This window comes from Pseudodesulfovibrio profundus (assembly GCF_900217235.1).
Lineage (GTDB): Bacteria > Desulfobacterota > Desulfovibrionia > Desulfovibrionales > Desulfovibrionaceae > Pseudodesulfovibrio > Pseudodesulfovibrio profundus.
The window spans coordinates 3,925,636-3,941,305 of sequence record NZ_LT907975.1 but is presented as its reverse complement, the minus strand read 5'-3'; the positions used below and the strand labels follow the sequence as shown (position 1 = coordinate 3,941,305).

At 53.5% G+C, this 15,670-nt stretch carries 15 protein-coding genes; 10 read left to right on the top strand and 5 right to left on the bottom strand.

Going from position 1 to position 15,670, the window contains the following annotated elements:
* Positions 1 to 124: 124 nt before the first annotated feature.
* Positions 125 to 1,783 (bottom strand): methyl-accepting chemotaxis protein, encoded by a 1,659-nt coding sequence (locus DPRO_RS18490; RefSeq protein WP_097013401.1) that lies wholly within the window; start codon positions 1,781 to 1,783, stop codon positions 125 to 127.
* A gap of 222 nt (positions 1,784 to 2,005) precedes the next feature.
* Here DPRO_RS18490 and DPRO_RS18485 point away from each other — a divergent pair, with 222 nt between their 5' ends.
* Positions 2,006 to 3,280 carry an IMP cyclohydrolase gene (locus tag DPRO_RS18485; protein WP_097013400.1) on the top strand — a complete coding sequence of 425 codons (1,275 nt, stop codon included), beginning with the start codon at positions 2,006 to 2,008 and terminating at the stop codon, positions 3,278 to 3,280.
* A 55-nt stretch (positions 3,281 to 3,335) separates the two neighbouring features.
* Here the strand turns inward: DPRO_RS18485 and DPRO_RS18480 are convergent, their stop codons facing one another.
* Positions 3,336 to 3,614, bottom strand: coding sequence for a SemiSWEET transporter (locus DPRO_RS18480; protein ID WP_097013809.1), 279 nt, complete (start codon positions 3,612 to 3,614; stop codon positions 3,336 to 3,338).
* Between the two features lie 103 nt (positions 3,615 to 3,717).
* Here DPRO_RS18480 and DPRO_RS18475 point away from each other — a divergent pair, with 103 nt between their 5' ends.
* From DPRO_RS18475 to DPRO_RS18465, 3 genes are all read left to right on the top strand, one after another.
* Positions 3,718 to 5,772 (top strand): RNB domain-containing ribonuclease, encoded by a 2,055-nt coding sequence (locus DPRO_RS18475; protein WP_097013399.1) that lies wholly within the window; start codon positions 3,718 to 3,720, stop codon positions 5,770 to 5,772.
* A gap of 159 nt (positions 5,773 to 5,931) precedes the next feature.
* On the top strand, positions 5,932 to 6,522 hold the full coding sequence (gene plsY, locus DPRO_RS18470) for a glycerol-3-phosphate 1-O-acyltransferase PlsY (RefSeq protein ID WP_097013398.1): 591 nt from the start codon (positions 5,932 to 5,934) through the stop codon (positions 6,520 to 6,522).
* Between the two features lie 2 nt (positions 6,523 to 6,524).
* The gene (locus DPRO_RS18465) at positions 6,525 to 7,451 is read left to right on the top strand and encodes a cation diffusion facilitator family transporter (protein ID WP_097013397.1); all 927 of its coding nucleotides are present in this window, start codon (positions 6,525 to 6,527) and stop codon (positions 7,449 to 7,451) included.
* 11 nt (positions 7,452 to 7,462) lie between these two features.
* Here DPRO_RS18465 and hflX read toward each other — a convergent pair whose 3' ends face one another.
* From hflX to DPRO_RS18450, 3 genes are all read right to left on the bottom strand, one after another.
* Positions 7,463 to 8,893, bottom strand: a complete 1,431-nt coding sequence (gene hflX / locus DPRO_RS18460) for a GTPase HflX (protein ID WP_232005648.1) — start codon at positions 8,891 to 8,893, stop codon at positions 7,463 to 7,465.
* Positions 8,894 to 9,198: 305 nt separating this feature from the next.
* Positions 9,199 to 9,795 carry an IMP cyclohydrolase gene (locus DPRO_RS18455; protein WP_097013395.1) on the bottom strand — a complete coding sequence of 199 codons (597 nt, stop codon included), beginning with the start codon at positions 9,793 to 9,795 and terminating at the stop codon, positions 9,199 to 9,201.
* 292 nt (positions 9,796 to 10,087) lie between these two features.
* Positions 10,088 to 10,651 carry a tetratricopeptide repeat protein gene (locus DPRO_RS18450; protein WP_097013394.1) on the bottom strand — a complete coding sequence of 188 codons (564 nt, stop codon included), beginning with the start codon at positions 10,649 to 10,651 and terminating at the stop codon, positions 10,088 to 10,090.
* Positions 10,652 to 11,073: 422 nt separating this feature from the next.
* Between DPRO_RS18450 and flgB the strand changes: the two genes are divergently transcribed.
* From flgB to DPRO_RS18420, 6 genes are read left to right on the top strand one after another with little or no spacing between them, the layout of a single operon-like run.
* Positions 11,074 to 11,484, top strand: a complete 411-nt coding sequence (gene flgB, locus DPRO_RS18445) for a flagellar basal body rod protein FlgB (RefSeq protein ID WP_097013393.1) — start codon at positions 11,074 to 11,076, stop codon at positions 11,482 to 11,484.
* Positions 11,484 to 11,927, top strand: coding sequence for a flagellar basal body rod protein FlgC (flgC, locus tag DPRO_RS18440; protein WP_097013392.1), 444 nt, complete (start codon positions 11,484 to 11,486; stop codon positions 11,925 to 11,927). Before flgB ends, flgC begins: the two co-directional genes overlap by 1 nt.
* Positions 11,928 to 11,946: 19 nt before the next feature.
* A complete protein-coding gene (gene fliE / locus DPRO_RS18435; protein WP_097013391.1) occupies positions 11,947 to 12,276 on the top strand; it encodes a flagellar hook-basal body complex protein FliE in 330 nt (109 codons plus the stop codon).
* A 51-nt stretch (positions 12,277 to 12,327) separates the two neighbouring features.
* Entirely contained in the window at positions 12,328 to 13,929 is a 1,602-nt protein-coding gene (fliF, locus tag DPRO_RS18430) for a flagellar basal-body MS-ring/collar protein FliF (RefSeq protein ID WP_097013390.1), read from the top strand.
* Positions 13,930 to 14,928: a flagellar motor switch protein FliG gene (fliG, locus tag DPRO_RS18425; RefSeq protein WP_097013389.1), complete on the top strand. Its 999-nt coding sequence runs from the start codon at positions 13,930 to 13,932 to the stop codon at positions 14,926 to 14,928.
* Positions 14,915 to 15,670 (top strand): FliH/SctL family protein, encoded by a 756-nt coding sequence (locus tag DPRO_RS18420; protein ID WP_097013388.1) that lies wholly within the window; start codon positions 14,915 to 14,917, stop codon positions 15,668 to 15,670. The genes fliG and DPRO_RS18420 overlap by 14 nt, the downstream gene beginning before the upstream one ends.

The following is a 15,670-nucleotide window of genomic DNA, read 5'->3' as shown; positions in this document are numbered from 1 at the left end:
TAAATTATGCGGAATTATGTTCTTTAGTATCAGGAATATTTACTCCGTAAGCCCGGAAAGAGCAACCGAAAGAGCCTCTTCCGGTAAATGAAAGAGGCTCTTGATAACTGCTCATCACCTGGCATCAAAACCGTTCAAAGTCATCGTCGTCCATATCCAGGTCGACGCCACTATCCTGACTGGCCTTTGGTGATGCTGTCGGCAACTCCTTGGGAGGTGCGGCTGGTCGCTTCTTGCCCTTATCAGTCGGAGCGGGTCTGGGCGTTGAGGAAACACCATCCAACTTGAAGAACCGTATGGATTCCTGCAACTGGACAGCCTGCCCGGACAATTCTTCAGCAGTCGAAGCCACTTCCTCTGAAGCCGATGCATTCTGCTGGATAACCTTATCGAGTTCCAGCACTGCCCGGTTGACCTGATCTCCACCATCCTTCTGCATCTCACTGGCAGAGGAGATTTCCTTGACCAGTTCGGCAGTCTTGTGGATGTCCGGAACGATCGTTCCGAGCAACTCACCAGCTTCCTCGGCTACCTGCACGCTGGAGACCGACAGCTCACTGATCTCTGAAGCGGCATTACCAGAGCGTTCTGCCAGCTTGCGCACCTCGGCGGCGACGACGGCAAAGCCCTTGCCATGCTCACCCGCACGAGCGGCCTCGATAGCGGCATTCAGAGCGAGCAGGTTGGTCTGACGGGCTATTTCCTCAATTATGAGAATCTTATCCGCGATCTGCTTCATGGCCTCCACGGTCTTGGCAACGGCACTGCCACCCTTTTCTGTATCCGTGGCAGCCTTGTTGGTCATCTCGTCGGTGGTCTTCGCATTATTGGCATTCTGCTGAATACTTGACGTCATTTCTTCCATGGATGCAGAAACCATCTCAATGCTTGAAGCCTGTTCGGTTGCTCCTTGTGAAAGCTCAATGGCCGATGCAGCCAGTTCTTCACTACCGGCGGCCACCTGTTCCGTGGCCGAAGCCACATCGCCAACAACCCGCCGCAAGGCGACAATCATATTTGCCATGGCCTGCGAGAGCTTGCCGACCTCATCCTGACTCTTCACATTGATTTCGGTAGTGAGATCGCCATGAGCCATGCGATTGGAGACTTCAACCGCCTCCTGAAGGGGCATGACAATGCTTCGTACAACCAACGTGACAACAAGGGCAATCAGGATAATAGCAATAATGGTGGGAATGAGGATCTTGATTTGCAGACTCGCCACCTGCGCCTCAACGTCATCGACATAAATGCCACTGCCTACGATCCAGCCCCAAGGCTTGTAGAGCCTGACGAATGAAACCTTGGCAACAGGTTCCTTGGACCCCGGCTTGGGCCAGTGGTAATCAACGAAGCCCTGTCCCGAGCGCTGAGCGACCTGAACCATATCCTTGAAGAGGTAGACCCCATTCACATCCTTAAGGCCGTCGAGCTTCTTACCGTTGAGGTCGGGGTTGACCGAATGCATGACCATCACGTGGTCCGTGTCGTTGATCCAGAAATACTCCTCTCCCTTGTAACGGAAAGTGCTGATTTCCTTCATTGCCTGCTTCTTGGCATCGTCGACACTCATAGCCCCTGACGCAGCCTGATCGGCCCAGTAGTCGATGACATCGTAAGCCACATCGACCACACTGCTCGTCGCTATCCGCTTTTCTGCCATGAGCGAATCAGCCACTACAGGGATAAAATATCCAAAAAGACCGACCATTACCAAAATTATGGTTGCGGCAAAAAGGCTCAAGACCTTACTGCGCATTCCCCAATCCTTGAAACGCTTCATGGCAAATTCCTCCGTCAAGGTTGCAGAAGCATCTTCGATTCAACAGCTTCTATTTCTGCACAATCAATATGACACAATATACGTCGTTGAGTAATGATAATCTGAACGTAAACTGATGTTTGTTGAATTCTATCGAAAAAAGCCGATTCTACGGCAATTGCCCGCATACGGAAGGTGTGCTATGACCGCGCCTCCAAACGAGAACAACAGGGAGTTACCGTCATGAGTGATCTGAAAAAAATGTACCACACCCTTCAACAGGATCCGTTTCCTGAAGACCTCAAGCTGACTCTGGGCGACCAGGAGCTGACTTTCAAAAAACGGACCTGGGAAATTGATGGCGAGACCAAGGGGCTTCGCTATGGTGAAAACCCGGATCAGCCCGCAGCGCTCTATGAGCCGGTGGAAGGTCAGTTGGAAGTTGGTGGGGTAAAATTCATTGGCGCTGGACAGGGAATGGTATCCGCCCTGACCGAAGAACACATGCTTCAGGCAGGCAAGCATCCAGGCAAGACCAACCTGACCGATGTGGATAACGCACTCAATATTTTACAGTATCTCTCTGCGAAGCCGGCAGCGCTGATCCTCAAGCACAACAACCCCTGCGGCGCGGCTTGGACCGAAGAAGGCGTATCCGTAGCCCTCAAGCGGGCCTTTGAAGCCGACCGCATCGCCGCTTTCGGTGGCGCTGTTGTCGTGAACCGAAAGCTCGACCTGGCCACTGCGGAATTGATCAACTCCGTCTACTTCGAAGTTGTTGCCGCCCCTGATTTTGACGAAGACGCTCTGGCGGAACTCAAAAAGAAGAAGAACCTGCGCATCCTGCGGATTCCTGGCATCACCGAACTTGAAAAGCTGTCCAAGCAGCCTTTCCTTGATATCAAATCTCTGTCGGACGGCGGCATGGTTCTCCAGTTCTCTTTCCGCAATGCCATTCTGACTGCTGACGATTTCCTTCCGGCCAAAGCGGAAAAGGACGGCAATGTCTTTCTCGCCAGAACCCCCAACAAGCAGGAAGCTGACGACCTGCTGTTCGCATGGGCTGTGGAAGCAGGCGTGACATCCAACTCCGTTATCTTTGCCCGCGATGGCGTTACCACGGCCATCGGCACAGGCGAACAGGATCGTGTCGGCTGCGTGCTCCTCGCTACGACCAAGGCCTACATCAAATATGCGGATCTGCTCGCTTCCAAAGAGCTGAACATGTCCCTGTTCGAGTTGAAGCTTGCTGCAATCAAGGATGCCGAGATGAAGGCCAAACTCGAAGACATCGAAAAACGCACTGAAGAGGCTCGCGGCGGTCTGCCCGGGTCCGTGGTGGTTTCCGATGGTTTCTTCCCGTTCCGCGATGGCGTTGATCTCTGCATGGATCAGGGCATCACGGCTATCGCTCAGCCCGGCGGCTCCATCCGCGACTCCGAAGTCATCACAGCGGTAAACGAAGCATCCCCGCAGGTAGCCATGGTCTTCACCGGCCAGCGCTCCTTCAAGCACTAGTCATTCAAGTGAGTTCAAAAAAGGCTTTGCTGTTCATTCAGCAAAGCCTTTTTTATCAAGGATTACGATTGATTGATTTGACGGAAACACCTCGATATCGAATCTTCATGACAAGAACAGCCAAAGCGAGTACCAATGTCACCGCATTGGCCAGTATAACCGCTATGGATTCGACCAGAAGTCCGTAAACGAGCCAAAGAAAAACACCAAGGCACAGCAGCAGGTACATCCGCAAAGAGATGTCCTCAACCGACTTGGTTTTCCATGTTCGCACAACCTGAGGAAGGAATGAGGCTGTAGTACAACACCCTGCGACGATGCCAATAATTTCCATGGTTTCTCTTTCCATAGCTTTCTTTTACGCATGCCCACTTACACTGGCAACCGTTTCATGCTAAAGACTGTGCTTAACCACTCTGAACGATAAAGTAGTTTTCATGGCGAAAAAAACGATTCTCGGCCCCACTATCCGTCCCGGAACTGTTGTGGAATTCATGCACGGCGACCAACCTCAGCTTGCCTGGGTGCTGGAAGATATCTCCGGCAAACTCCGCATAATAACCATCAACAAGCGTGAGATGAAACTCCCCGCAGCCCGCCTGCTGCCTTGGCATGGGCCCGTTCTCAACGCAGAGGCCAACCGTCAGGAAATACAGGACATCCTGAATTCTCATCAGGAAAGACGCGGTGAAATCCAGGCCAGTCTGGATGTCATGGAGCTGTGGGACCTCTCTCAGGGAGAGCTGGAATCCGCGCCATTGACATGGTTTGCCGATCTACTGTGGGAAGAGCCTGACGCAGACCAGTTGGCCGCACTGGGACGTGGCATGCTCAACGCCAAGACACATTTCAAATTCCGCCCGCCCAATTTCGAGATATGGTCCGCTGAACAGGTGGAACTGAAGCTCCAACAGAAGGCCGAAGAAAAAGCTCGCGAAGCGATCACATCCGCCGGTCAGGTTTTGCTGCAGGAACTATGGTCCGCCTTCAATCAGGGCCGCAAGCCCAATCCTCCGGCAATCGACGACGAGTTATCCAAAAGCCTGGCAGGCATTCTGCGACGTAAAGTCGGCGATACACTCGATGAAAATGAACGTAAAATTTGGACAGCCATAAGCAAGGGATTGCCCGACACACCGCATATTGCTCTCCTTCTTTCACAGACATGGGGCATTCTTCCTCCACATCACAACTACCTTCTTGATGAAGCTGAGTATGAATGGGGAAACGAATGGTCTGAATCGTTCTCTAGTGAAATCAGTGAATTGGAAACACGACTTTCTAATCACCAGCATGAAATCGAAAGTGAAGACTTTGTCAGCATCGATGCCATCACGACCAAAGATATAGATGACGCCTTCCGGATTGAATCGACTTCGAATGGGTACAAGGTATCCATTGCCCTTGCCCGTCCAAATATTCACTGGGAGTTTGGCTCTCCTCTGGATCGAGCGGTCTTCAATCGCGCCACATCGCTCTACCTTCCTGAAGGCGATACCCACATGCTTCCCGAGCAACTGGGAACCGGGTTGTACAGCCTGCTGGCCGGAGAGGATCGCCCTGCGCTGATTACCGATTTTGAGCTTGATTCATCAGGCAATCTGCTGTCAGTCTCGCCCCGTCAGGCATGGATACGCGTTGCTGCCAACATTACCTACGAGAGCGCGCAGCAAGCCATCCTCGACAAGAGCGACGCGTCCCTCGTGCTTGCCCATGAGCTGGCAGAAAAGCTCATGGCTCGTCGCATTGAGGCCGGAGCCTGTGTTATCCGAAAGCCCGAGCCGGTGGTCAAAGTCGAAGGTGAAGGTGCGCAATCATCCATCACCATAGAACTGAAAGAGTCGTCCCCCTACTCGGAGTTGGTTGTCAGTGAATTCATGATTCTCGCCAATGCCGGCTTGGCTCTGTGGGCCGCGGACAATACAATACCACTGCTTCATCGCACGCAGGATATTGCCCTGCCGCAGGAATCTGCTGGAATCTTTACGGAGCCTGCCGAGATACTCCGGGCTGTCCGTCTTCTGCTTCCGCCGATTCTGGAGACCACACCCAAACGCCATGCAGCACTGGCCGTTCCAGCATATGCACCCATTACCTCTCCATTGCGGCGCTACACCGACTTCATCAACATGGAGCAGGTTTGCTCCTACCTGACAGACGGCACCCCCCGATTGTCGCTTGAGGAGTTGGACAAGCTCGCGACCAGTCTCGGCCTGCGCATCAAAACCGTCAGTACGGTTCAGCGTTTCAGACCGCGATACTGGAAGCTGGTGTACCTCGCCAAAAGACGCAAGCAGTTGCAGTCTGCCGTCCTTGTAGATGATAATGGCCCCATGGCAACCCTTGCCATGCCGCATCTGCAGGTGAATGTTCGTGCGCCGAAAAAACTGCTGGGTGACAAGCTCTACCCCGGTCAGCAATTTCAAATCAACTTTTCGCGCATCGATCCATTAACCAATGAGATTCGTATAGCCGAGGCTCTCGAAGAGTAGGCCGGTTAGAACAGTATCATTTGCCATAACAGACCGCTTTCACGAGCGGTCTTTACGGTGACTCATCGTTTACCCTAACAAGCAGCCCTCCTTCCATCTTTTCAAGGCTGCGTAAACGTGATATAAGACTCGCACATCAAGACTATTCAGGAGCAATTCATGGAAATAATCGTCTGGCCTATTCTCGCATTTGTTCTCGGTTCCATCCCGTTCGGGCTGCTTATCGCCCAAAAACTGTGCGATATTGATCCCCGTACTGCCGGGAGCAAGAACACCGGTGCTACCAATATAGCCCGCCTCTGCGGTTTGAAATACGGCATCGCCACCCTGCTACTCGACGTAGCCAAGGGCTTTGTTCCCGTTCTCATGGCAGCCGCTTGGGTGGAGAACGATTTCGCCCTCAGCTTCACTGTTCTGGGCGCCATTTTCGGCCACGCCTATTCCTGCTTCATGCAGTTCAAGGGCGGCAAGGCCGTAGCAACCACCATTGGAGCCTTCCTTGCCGTGTCCCCCTGGGGAACCATTTTTTCCGCAGCAGTCTGCCTCGGCATGGTCGCCCTTTCCGGTCATGTATCAATGGGCTCGCTGACCCTGGCGCTGGCTCTGCCCTTTTTCATGCTGGTCACCGGCAATGTGGCATTCGTCCCGGCCGCTCTGGTTGTTATGGTTTTGCTCTTCTGGCGCCATAAGGAAAACATCCACCGACTTGCTCGCGGCGAAGAGAACCCCTGGTTGAAGCCCAAGGTATAAGCATGCTCACGGACTCCCCAAAACGATATGCCATCTATTCGATCATTGCATCGATAGCCACCCTGGTATTGAAATTCGGGGCCTGGGCCATGACCGATTCCGTCGGCATCCTGTCCGACGCTACAGAGTCCATAGTCAATGTAACGGCTGCGATCATGGCACTCACTGCCATCACCATCGCCATGCGTCCGGCAGATTCGGACCATGCATATGGGCACGGCAAGGCAGAGTATTTCTCCAGTGGTATGGAGGGGATACTGATCATCATCGCGGCTTGCGCCATTGCTTATGCTTCCGTTGAACGTTTCTTCAATCCCCAGCCTCTCGGGAATCTTGAACTCGGGCTCGGACTGGCGCTGCTCTCATCGGTGATCAACTTCGTCACCGCCAAGTCCATGCTCGGTGCAGCCAAACGATTTGATTCGATCACACTGGAGGCTGATGCCAAGCACCTGCTGACGGATGTATGGACTTCAGCCGGGCTGGTGGCCGGACTTGCCATTCTCATATTCATCCCGCAGTGGCACTTCCTTGACCCGATCATCGGCTGCATCATGGCAGTGAATATCGTCTTCACCGGGATAGGCCTTCTTCGCCGATCCATCAGCGGTCTGATGGATGACGCACTGCCAGACGATGAACTGCAGGCAATAGCCGAAGCCATTCGCAAACATCAGGGTGAGGAGGCAACCTTCCATGAGCTGCGCACTCGTAAGTCAGGCCCTGAACGCTTCATCGATTTCCACCTGCTCGTGCCAGGGGAAATGTGTGTACATGACGCACATGACCTGTGCGAAATAATTGAAAAGGAAATCGAATCCGTACTGTCAGCAGTGACGGTCACCATCCATGTCGAGCCGCTTGAGTGCGACTCTTCCTATGATGATAGTGGCATCAAGGGAACGTGCGACCACTGTTTCGAAGAGTAGCCTCAGCCCTCTTAGTCCACACTTTTCAGAATCGCCTCTACCACAGGCTCCAGCGAAGAACGTTGTACGGCAACCGCGGGAATGCCTTCCGGGAAGACGTTCCGCATGGCTGCGCGCCCTTCTTCATCCAACCGATCCCACTTATTGAGGACAAGTATGGAAGGAATGTCGTCCAGATCCATTTCGTTGAGGATGGTCCGCACGGCATCAACCTGCTCCTCCACTTCCGGGTGCGACGCATCACAGACAAGGACGAGCAGATCAGCTGAATCAAGCTCTTCCAGCGTAGCTCGAAACGCTTCCTTGAGGTCCGGTGGCAATCGGCGGATGAATCCGACCGTATCGGTCAGCACTACTTCCCGTTCCTGGGGGAAACGAATGCGGCGACTTGTGGGATCAAGGGTCGCGAACAGCTTGTCTTCTGCAATGACCTTGGACTGCGTCAGGGTGTTGAGCAGCGTGGACTTACCGGCGTTGGTGTAACCGACAAGAGAGACAATGGGCAGTCCCGCCTTGGCCCGACGTTCGCGGGTCTGTGTCCGACGCTTGCGCACCTGCTTCAACTCTTTCTTGAGTCGAGTGAGGCGATCATTGGCGCGACGACGATCAATCTCCAGCTTGGTTTCACCCGGCCCACGGCCACCGATGCCACCCATGAGGCGAGACATGGCGCGGTTTTTACCCACTAGCCGAGGCAGGGTGTATTTGAGCTGAGCCATTTCAACCTGAAGCTTGCCCGAAGCACTGGTTGCGTGCTGGGCGAAAATATCAAGAATAAGCTGTGTTCGATCCAGTATCTTGCGCTCCGTAACCTTTGCCAGGTTACGTATCTGTGTGGGCGAGAGTTCCTGATCAAAAATAATGACGGAGGCGTTGGCCTGGAGTGCTTTGACTTCCAGTTCCGCGAGCTTGCCCTTACCCATGATGAACTTGGGGTTTTGCTTTCGCACCCGCTGGATCATGGTTCCGGCAGCGACCAAACCGGCTGTATCTGCCAACTCGGCCAACTCTTCCAATGACAACTCCTGAACAGGACGAGGAGTCTTATCGACACTGACCAAAAGAACCCGGTTTTCGTCGGAACCAATGGTTTTCGCGTCCAACTGCCGCCCGAACTCATCTTCCAGCGCCTCAACAATCTGCCCGAGGTCAAGGTCCATGCGATCCCATTGCACGGGCGCAAAAACTTCATAGCTTTTGTCTTCGGGGTTGGGGGGCAGCAGGTGTGCCGTCTGTGCCGAATCCGGGAACCCTTCGCGCACATTGAGCGCGGTCACGGAATCGAGCCGGAGGAAAACCATATCCATCAGGTCTTCCTGAGACAGGGTTTCCTCACCCAGATGTGTATGAAGCAGGCGGAGACCGCGCAAACGGCCGGAAGCCATTCGGGCGCGAGGTAATTCCGGGATGTAAATGGAGCGGGGATCGCCCACTAAAACCATGGCTACCTTGCCTTGCCTGTCGATAAGCAAAGCGAGTTGTCTGCCTATTTCAGCAGACAGGGCCGCAAGCTCCCTGGCCTGTTCATTGGTATAGTTACCATCGGTAGGGAACTGTCGTTGATAGAGACGCGAAAGTCGTTTGATCTGACTGGGCTTGAGCCCCTGCAGGTTGCCTTTTGGTTTCTGAGCTATGACGGACTCCTTTCCATTATCCTTACGGTAAAAACTGCTTCCAGCATCGATTTTCGGGCACGATCATCAAATGAACGCGCCCGAATGTTTATACGCTTTTCGCAGGTGATGCGCTAGGCATCGTTGTTGCTGAGATATTCCGTGATCATGGCATCGTATTCAGATACCAGCTTGAAGGTCAGTGCAGCCATTTCCTTGCGAAATTCCAGGGAAATGCCACCCTTCTCCTCAATCTCCTTGCGCACGACCGGATAGTATTTCGGGTCGGGAACAACACAGATGGAGTGAAAATTCTTGGCTGTTGCACGAAGCATGGTCGGTCCACCGATATCGATCTGCTCGACTGCCGCTTTCAGATCAAGCCCTTTGGCCACGGCATCGGCAAAATTGTACAGGTTGACACAGATCAGATCGAACGGTTCGATACCGAACTCACGCAAGGTCTCCATGTGGGACGGATCATCCTTATCTGCCAGGATGCCACCATGGATATGGGGATGAAGGGTTTTCACCCGGCCACCCAGGATTTCGGGAAAATCAGTAATGTCGCTGACGGATGTAACCGGCAGTCCTGCATCGGCAAGCATTTTTTTGGTGCCGCCGGTAGAAACCAGTTCGCAACCGTTATCAACAAGAAACGCACCGAAATCAGCAAGACCTGACTTATCGGTGACAGACAGAATAGCCTTTTTGACAGGCAAAAGATTCATACACAGCCCCCTGAATATTGTTTTGTGAGGCTGTTGCCAGATTTACCGCCGGAAATCAAGCTGGATGAGGCCTCCGAGGCTGCTAGCCCCCCAACGCACGACAACGTGGCAGGCTGTTGTCTGATCAACGAATACACCGCAACGCCAACAGTATCCACTGGCTAATCGCCATCGGACCTGCCAGGCATCAACGCCCATTCGCAGATGAGACAACAGTCTGCCGCCGAGGCTGATCCCCCGTCCCATCACCGAAGTGACGAGACAGGAGACCAACGGGGAGGGGAGACCGTGATTAAGACTGGATCGTATCCAGCATCTCGGTGGCTGCTTCAAAGTCAGGAGCCATTTCAAGAATCTTATTCAGATGATCCTTGGCAGCTTCCTTGTCTTCGAGGCAGAGATAGCATCCGGCCAGCGAGTATCGCACTTCATGCTTTGCCGGATCTACCTCAAGATAGTCCCTGAGATACGGGATGATATCCTGAACACGCTCCAGCTCATGGCCGAGTCTGATCAGTGAGAACAGAGCGACCATGTTTTCGGGGTTCATCTTGATGGCTTCGACGAAGAGAGAATACGCATTCTCCTTTTCACCGTTTTCCATCCGGATGAGAGCGATCCCGGAAAGACTCTTGTCTGTCGGTTCAATCTTGTGTGCCTTCTCGTACATGGCGATGGCGTCATCCAGCTGACCTCGCTGAACAGCCACAGTAGCCAGGCCGAGATAGGGATCGGGATGAATGCCATTGGAGCCGACGGCTTTCTTGTAATACTCTTCCGCCTTGTCCAGCTCACCCATAAACAGGTAGCATTCACCAAGTTCCTTGTTGATTTCGTAATCGAGATGTCCACTCATAACGTTTCCCCTCCGTTTCTCCTTTACCCGATGTGTCGGGTTCAAAAGATATTGTCAGATCACACTTGACCTGCACCCTCTGCCTAGCAACGAATGTGCCAACAATCACTCAAAACACTCAAACACACCTTTAAACGCTGATAAGATTAACTTTTTTATAAATACAGCAATATTGAGCAGGAAATTATTGCTTTCTCCTCCTCCGCTTACCTTCACCCATTACTTATAATAGATAGGGCTACCCTCCTCCTCTCAACGGCATCCCATATTCTGACACTCAAAAAAGAGTCACAAATGCAACAAGCTAAAATATATCAAATGGTTACATGTTTGGAACGCAAGTTGCTAATCCTCTAGCGTTATCGGCGGAAAAAAATGCCCGCCAGACGGGACAACCGCTAAAAACACAGGAGGATCAAGGCATGAAGGGAATAATCGGCAGTCACATACATTTGACATCCAAAGTCATGGACATGCGTCTGGAGCGTCAGAATCTTGTCATGGGAAACATTTCCAACGTGAACACGCCTGACTACAAGGCCCGCCGTCTTGAATTCGAAGAAAAGCTGCAGAGCGCACTCAACCAGGACGCTCACGGCAAGATGACCCGCACCCAGCAATCACATCTTCCGGCCGCATTCGAGGCCAACGGATTCCAGGGTGATGGTCTGAGAGATTTCAAGCCACGCCACATCTACGGTGAAGACGCCGTGGATCTCGATAAGGAAATGACCCAGCTGACCAAGAACGGGATGATGTACAACGCCCTCGCACAGGTTATTCAAAAGAATTTCCAGGGCATGAAGAAGGTCATTCAGGAAGGAGCTAAGTAATGGATTTCATGACAGCACTCGACATCGGCGCATCCGGGCTCAAGGCCCAGCGCGCCAATTTGAACGTCATATCCATGAATATGGCGAATATACGGACGACAAAGACACTGGAAGGCGGTCCCTACCAGCGCAAATCCGTGTCCTTCGAATCGTCCCCGGTCTATTCCCCCTTTGATACGGAAATGCAGAACCAGCTCAATCGCGAATTGCATGGTGTCAAAGTTCTGGGCGTCACCGCGGACCAGCGTCCCTTCAAGCAGGTGTACGAACCGCATCACCCTGACGCCAATGATCAGGGATACGTATTTTACCCGGACATCAACGTGGTTGAGGAAATGGCCAACATGATGAACGCCACCCGCGGCTACGAAGCCAATGTCCAGACTATCACTGCCGTAAAGCAGATGTTCCAGCGAGCATTGCGAATCGGCATGGGTGCCTAAATAACAAGGAGCAGGAATCATGGTTGTCAAAAGTGTCGCCATAAACGCCTATCAGAGCGCCATGGATGTGCGCAGCCGTTCTGTCCAGAACACTGTTGCCCAGTCCCTGAAAAAGGCTCCCAAGCCGGTTGAGGATTTTTCTGACACGCTGTCCAACTCGCTGAAGTCAGTCAACGAGATGCAGGCGGAAAAGAAGTCCATGATTGAAGAGTTCGCGTCGGGCAAGAACCAGAACGTACACGAACTCATGATCACCATGCAGAAAGCGGGCATGACCATGCAGATGACCAGTGCGGTCCGCTCGAAGCTCATGCAGTCTTATCAAGAAATCATGCGCATGCCCTTCTAGGCATTGAGACAAACAGTAACACGGACAATTAACGTCTTCGGGAGATAAACGATGCCACCGTCTGTATCCGAATACCTTCAGAAAGTAACCGGCTTCTGGTCTGACCGCACCATGTCGCAACGAATCCTCATCGCAGGACTCGCTGTGTCGGTCATCCTTGCTTTCGCCCTGATGATCTACTGGATGAACAAGCCTGACTACAAAACCCTCATGACCAACCTGTATCCCGAGGATGCAAACCGCGTTGTGAGCATGCTTCAGGCTGCCAAAGAAGATTACCGGCTCACGGACAACGGCAGCACCATCCAGGTACCAGCCGATCGTGTCTACGAACTGCGTCTTCAGGTGGCCGGAGAAGGCAACCTGCACGGCCAGGGCATCGGGTTTGAAATTTTTGATGAAGTACAGATCGGCCAGACCGACTTTGTGCAGCACATCAACTACCAGCGCGCATTGCAGGGAGAACTGGCACGAACCATCACTGAGTTCCCCATGGTCGACAAGACCCGCGTTCACCTGGTGCTGCCTCAGAAGTCGCTGTTCATCGAAGACCAAATGCCCCCGTCCGCATCCATCTTCCTGCAGCTCAAGGATGACGGCAAGCTCGGCGCCAATGAAGTTCAAGGCATCGTGAACCTCGTGGCAATGGCCGTTGAAGGACTGGACCCGAAGAACATTACTGTCACCGACATGAAAGGCCGTCCCCTCTATACACCCGAAGACGACTCCATGGGACTGGCTCTTTCCAATACCCAGCTTGAATACAAGGCGGAAATCGAACGCAAGATGCAGCGCCGCATCATGGAACTGCTCGGCCCGGTCGTCGGTCCTGAAAAGGTCATCGCCCGTGTCAACTCCGACCTCGATTTCAGCCAGAAGACCATCCGCAAGGAAGTATTTGATCCCGACGGTTCCGTGGTTCGCTCCGAGACACGTAGCGAAGAAACCACTGCCGGTGCTGCCAACCTCGCAGGTGGCGAGCCGGATGCCAACTTCCGTGGCGACGGATTCACCGGAACCCGCACCACTCAGGATTCAACCCGTGAATCGCGCACAACCAACTTCGAGATCAACAAGCAGGAAGAAAATATCATCGCCCCCGTCGGGGAGTTGCAACGCCTGAGCGTCGCGGTTATCGTGGACGGAACATGGCAGACCAATGAAGAAACCGGCGAATCCGTTTATGTGCCACGCACCGAAGAAGAGCTGCAACGCATTGAAAACCTGATCGCCAATGCCGTAGGATTTGACTCCGTACGCGGAGACACCATAGAAGTGTCCAACATATCCTTCGGTGAACCCGTACTGTACGACTCCGAGTCCCTGATGCGCACCATGCTGGAATACGCCCAGCGGCTCGGCAAGCCGTTCCTGAACGGTCTCCTGATCTTCCTCTTCCTGATCCTCGTGGTTCGCCCCGTGGTCATGGCTCTGATCCGACCCCGCGTCGCAGAGCAGGAAATCGAAGAAATGGCCGGTCTGCCCGGAGCCGAACGCCTCGCCCTCGAAGAGGAAGAGGTGGACGAAGAGGCCATGGATATCTCCAGACGCCTCGAAAACGCGAAAAACCATGCAGTACAACTGTCTGACGAAAACCTTGATCAGGCCGTTCATCTGCTCAAGACCTGGCTGACCCAGGAGGAAGGTGCGTAAATGGCCGACTTCACCGGACCCCAAAAGACTGCCATCGTGCTGCTCGCCCTTGGTGACAATTTCACGGCGGAAGTGTTCAAGCGAATGGAGCGAAACGAGATCGCCGCCGTATCCAAGGCCATGCTCACGACCGATTCCATTCCCCGTGAACAGGTGCTGGAAGTGCTCAAGGAGTACAACGACGCACTGGCCTATGGCGCGGAACTTCTTGTCGGTGGTCCGGAACAGGTCAAGCGTCTGCTGACCAAGTCCCTTGACAGTGAGACAGCCAAATACATCATGGACTCTCTGGATCTGGATACCGGACCTACCCCGTTCCAGGAACTCGAGAATGTCAGCCCTCGTATTCTGGCCCAGATTCTCCGCAACGAACATCCGCAGACCCTGGCCCTTATTCTGGGTCACCTGCACCCGGATCAGGCTGCGGAGCTTATCCAGAACCTCCCGGCAGGCGTTCGGGCCGAGGTGCTCATGCGCCTTGCCAAGCTCGAAGCCGTTGCAGAGGAAATGCTCATGGAAGTAGACAAGGTTCTCCAGAGCCAGCTCATTGCCATGGGCGGCAAGGAAGGCAAGAAGGTCGGCGGTGTTCCATCGGTTGCAGAAATTCTCAACGCCGTGGATCGCAACACCGAAGAAGAAGTGCTCTCCGAAATCGAAGAGGAATCCACCCAGATGGCGGAAGACATCCGCAACCTCATGTTCGTTTTCGAAGATATCAAGAGTGTCGACGATGTCGCCATCCGCGAGCTGCTCAAGGAGGTTTCCAACGAAGACCTCACCATCGCACTCAAGGGCGCATCCGATGAACTCAAGGATAAGTTCTTCAAGAACCTGTCTGAACGTGCCAGCGCAATGATCAAGGAAGACCTTGAAATCATGCCGCCCAAGAAGCTGTCCGAAGTCGAAGCGGCGCAGCAGAATATTGTCAAGACCGTCCGCCGTCTGGAAGACGAAGGCAAGATTGTCATAAGCCGAGGTGGAAGCGATGTCTTTGTCTAAGCACACTCCCGGCAAGCCCGCGCCCCGTTATACGGGCAAGGTGGTTGTCGGCATGCATACTCCCGGTCCGGATGAAATGACCATCCAGGAACTCGAAGGGAAGCGACGCCTCCAGTGGGACGAGTCGACCAACGAGGAGTATCTGGCACGGGTCAAGGCCAAGGCCAAGGAGAAGGCCAAGGAAATCATCTTGATGGCTGAACTGGAAGCAGAAGCGCTCCGTGCAACTGCCCGTCATGAGGGGTACGATGAAGGAATCGCCCAGGCGCAGGCCGACCTCGAAGCCCATACCCAGGCCATGTCTGCCGAGGTGGAGAATATCCTCTCCCAGATCGGCGCACAGGGAGCGACTATTTTCAATGAACGCCGCGAAGATATCATGGCCCTCATCAAACTCGCCGTGGAAAAGACACTGGACATCGAACTCAAGGAGTCGCGTCTTGAATCCCTGCAATCGCTGATGGCCGAAGCCCTTGAGCGTATCGAGTCACAGCGTCAGATTCTCGTCAAGTGTTGCCCGGAGGACGCTCCAGACCTTGAAGCTTTTATTGCCACCATCCAGGAGCGCAATCCCAAGCTTGAATACTGGACCGTCAAAGGCGATCCGGCTCTCCAACCGGGTGGTATCGTGGTTGAAAGTGCCGACGGCAAGGTCGACAACTCCATTGCCGGACGCTGGAAAGGCGTGGAACCCATTTTTGAACAATTGACCAAGCAGTTGACTGCCCCGGACGAGGGATAG

Bases quoted from the DNA above. Each gene is read 5' to 3' on its own strand.
- DPRO_RS18490 (WP_097013401.1), bottom strand. From the start codon at position 1,783: ATGAAGCGTTTCAAGGATTGGGGAATGCGCAGTAAGGTCTTGAGCCTT.
- DPRO_RS18485 (WP_097013400.1), top strand. From the start codon at position 2,006: ATGAGTGATCTGAAAAAAATGTACCACACCCTTCAACAGGATCCGTTT.
- DPRO_RS18480 (WP_097013809.1), bottom strand. From the start codon at position 3,614: ATGGAAATTATTGGCATCGTCGCAGGGTGTTGTACTACAGCCTCATTC.
- DPRO_RS18475 (WP_097013399.1), top strand. From the start codon at position 3,718: ATGGCGAAAAAAACGATTCTCGGCCCCACTATCCGTCCCGGAACTGTT.
- plsY (WP_097013398.1), top strand. From the start codon at position 5,932: ATGGAAATAATCGTCTGGCCTATTCTCGCATTTGTTCTCGGTTCCATC.
- DPRO_RS18465 (WP_097013397.1), top strand. From the start codon at position 6,525: ATGCTCACGGACTCCCCAAAACGATATGCCATCTATTCGATCATTGCA.
- hflX (WP_232005648.1), bottom strand. From the start codon at position 8,893: ATGGTTTTAGTGGGCGATCCCCGCTCCATTTACATCCCGGAATTACCT.
- DPRO_RS18455 (WP_097013395.1), bottom strand. From the start codon at position 9,795: ATGAATCTTTTGCCTGTCAAAAAGGCTATTCTGTCTGTCACCGATAAG.
- DPRO_RS18450 (WP_097013394.1), bottom strand. From the start codon at position 10,651: ATGAGTGGACATCTCGATTACGAAATCAACAAGGAACTTGGTGAATGC.
- flgB (WP_097013393.1), top strand. From the start codon at position 11,074: ATGAAGGGAATAATCGGCAGTCACATACATTTGACATCCAAAGTCATG.
- flgC (WP_097013392.1), top strand. From the start codon at position 11,484: ATGGATTTCATGACAGCACTCGACATCGGCGCATCCGGGCTCAAGGCC.
- fliE (WP_097013391.1), top strand. From the start codon at position 11,947: ATGGTTGTCAAAAGTGTCGCCATAAACGCCTATCAGAGCGCCATGGAT.
- fliF (WP_097013390.1), top strand. From the start codon at position 12,328: ATGCCACCGTCTGTATCCGAATACCTTCAGAAAGTAACCGGCTTCTGG.
- fliG (WP_097013389.1), top strand. From the start codon at position 13,930: ATGGCCGACTTCACCGGACCCCAAAAGACTGCCATCGTGCTGCTCGCC.
- DPRO_RS18420 (WP_097013388.1), top strand. From the start codon at position 14,915: ATGTCTTTGTCTAAGCACACTCCCGGCAAGCCCGCGCCCCGTTATACG.